Origin of the sequence: Flavobacterium sp. (assembly GCF_035760125.1) — a bacterium.
Classification (GTDB): domain Bacteria; phylum Bacteroidota; class Bacteroidia; order Flavobacteriales; family Flavobacteriaceae; genus Flavobacterium.
This window is the reverse complement of record NZ_DASTTN010000265.1, coordinates 1-2444: the sequence shown is the minus strand read 5'-3', so window position 1 is coordinate 2444 and position 2444 is coordinate 1. Positions and strand designations below refer to the sequence as shown.

Annotated in this window: 2 protein-coding genes and 2 pseudogenes; 2 read left to right on the top strand and 2 right to left on the bottom strand. The window is 35.7% G+C overall.

Features of this window, described 5'->3' with window-relative positions; translation table 11 throughout:
* Window positions 1-613, top strand: a pseudogene (locus VFS71_RS09605) (glucosamine-6-phosphate deaminase); the annotation flags it as partial.
* A gap of 57 nt (window positions 614-670) precedes the next feature.
* Here VFS71_RS09605 and VFS71_RS09600 read toward each other — a convergent pair.
* Window positions 671-1192 (bottom strand): GNAT family N-acetyltransferase, encoded by a 522-nt coding sequence (locus VFS71_RS09600; protein ID WP_326400964.1) that lies wholly within the window; start codon window positions 1190-1192, stop codon window positions 671-673.
* 168 nt (window positions 1193-1360) lie between these two features.
* Here VFS71_RS09600 and yaaA point away from each other — a divergent pair, with 168 nt between their 5' ends.
* Window positions 1361-2119: a peroxide stress protein YaaA gene (gene yaaA / locus VFS71_RS09595; protein WP_326400963.1), complete on the top strand. Its 759-nt coding sequence runs from the start codon at window positions 1361-1363 to the stop codon at window positions 2117-2119.
* A gap of 144 nt (window positions 2120-2263) precedes the next feature.
* On the opposite strand, the pseudogene VFS71_RS09590 reads toward yaaA, so the two are convergent.
* A pseudogene (locus VFS71_RS09590) lies at window positions 2264-2444 on the bottom strand (serine hydrolase); the annotation flags it as partial.

Sequence of the window (2444 nt, the reverse complement as noted above, 5' to 3'; positions counted from 1 at the left end):
CATTAATTCTAAACCACTGGGACAAAGCGATTCTGCCGAAGTGCGTAAATTAAAAGGATTGATCAGAAGACGTGAGTCGTACGCGGCAACGAGATACATCGGTTTGAAAGACGAAAACACCCATTTCTTGGATATGCCGTTCTATGAAACGGGTATGGTTCAAAAGAATCCATTGGGTCCGGAAGATATTGCTATTGTAAAAGAAATTATCGAGAGAATCAAGCCGCATCAAGTATTTGCCGCAGGCGACTTGGCAGATCCACACGGTACACACGAAGTATGTCTGAATGCCATTTTTGCGGCCATGAAAGCATTAAAATCGAAACCATTCATGAACGATTGTTGGTTGTGGTTGTATAGAGGAGCTTGGCACGAGTGGGATATTCACGAAATTGACATGGCCGTTCCATTGAGTCCGGACGAAGTAATGTTGAAAAGACAGGCAATTTTATACCATCAGTCCCAAAAAGACAGGGTAATGTTCCAAGGAAATGATTCGAGAGAGTTTTGGGTTAGGGCTGAGGATCGAAATAAAAATACGGCAAAGTTATACGATAAATTAGGACTTGCCGAATATGAGGCGATAGAAGCTTTTAAACGTTTCGAGTACTAAATACCACTTTTTGTTTTGAGTGTTTAAAACCAATCGGATTGTATTATTCGATTGGTTTTATTTTTTATTTATTTCAAGTTTCATTAATAAATCGGTTTGTTGGTCATTGCCTAAAATGAAAATATGTTTGTCGAATGTGACAAAGCCATTTTTGGTGTAAAATTGTAAGGCTCTGTGGTTTTCTTCCCAAACGCCTAACCAAATATAATCGACGCAATATTCTTTTGCAACTTTTATGGCTTGGTCGAGTAATAGTTGTCCTATTTTTTTTCCGTGAAAAGCTTTTAAAACATAAATGCGTTGGATTTCGATTGTTTCGTCTTTTATTGTTTCGGTTTGTGCATTTCCCATATTTAATTTGAGATAGCCAACAGGTTCGTTATCACAAAAGGCGATGTAAAAAGGAGAATCAGGATTGTTTATTTCTAAAGTTAATTGAGCTGTATTGAAATTTTCCTGCAAGTACTTCTCCATATTTTCAGGAGTATTTATTTCCGAAAAAGTTTCGGTAAAAGCTGTTATGCCTATGTTTTGTATCGTGCTAAGGTATTCTAAATAGGCTTTTTTGATTTCAATCATTGCAATCGGTTTTATTTCTTTATAAAATCAAAAATAAGGAAAATAAACAGTATTCATTTTAAAAATCTATGATTGCATTAAACAATTCAATTCATTGTTTCCGAATTCTAGATTTCAATTTGTACTTTTGAAATTGCTAATAAAAAGAATTCGAAAGCCCAGTCAAATATGAAAATTGTACTCTCTCCTGCCAAATCGCTAAACTTCGAACAAGAATTACCAACAACCCAACATACAGCATCTTCTTTCTTAAAAGAATCCAGACAGGTTCATAAAGTTTTGAAACAACAATCACCTAAAAACTTATCTGAATTGATGTCTATTTCTGAGAAATTGGCCGATTTGAATTGGAAACGCAACCAAGATTGGAAGACTCCTTTTACACCCGAAAATGCACGTCCGGCAGTTTATGCTTTTGATGGAGATGTTTATACTGGATTGGATGCTTATTCGATTCCGATGGATAAATTAGAACAGCTTCAAGACAGTTTACGAATTTTATCAGGTTTGTATGGCTATTTGAAACCATTGGATTTAATTCAGCCTTATCGTCTTGAAATGGGAACGAAATTGCCTATTGGCGAAAGCAAAAACTTATATGAGTTTTGGAAAAAAAACATCACCAATTCACTGAACAAAGAGCTTAAAAAAGGGGAGTTGTTTATCAATTTGGCGAGCAACGAATATTTTTCGGCAGTTGATGTGAAGGCTTTGAAAGTTCCAGTCATTACTCCGGAATTTAAGGATTACAAAGACGGAAAACTGAAAATGATCAGTTTCTTTGCGAAGAAGGCTAGGGGATTGATGGTGCGTTATATTTTGAACACCAATGCACAAACCCTTGACGATTTAAAAGGATTCAATTACGAAGGTTATCAGTTTGACGCCAATTTGTCCAATGGAAATAATTTGGTTTTTACGCGATAGGTTTTAGAAGGCAGATCGCAGAATTTAGATTTGAGTTTGTTGATGCACTTTGTGGGCACGGATTGCAAATCCGCGCTACCGGGGGGTTATGTGACAGAAAGCAGAACTCAGTTTGCAGAGAAAGCAGATGTTAGCCGTTTGGTTTTATTTTTTCAATAAATCTTCAATTTTCAAAAGCATCACTTTGGCGTTTTGGTTTGTTGGTTCTAACGCTAATACTTTTTCATAATCGTTTTTTGACAGTAAATATTCTTTTTTATTAAAATAAGCTTCACCACGACTATCGTATACATTTGCTGAATTTGGAAACTCATTTACATTTAGC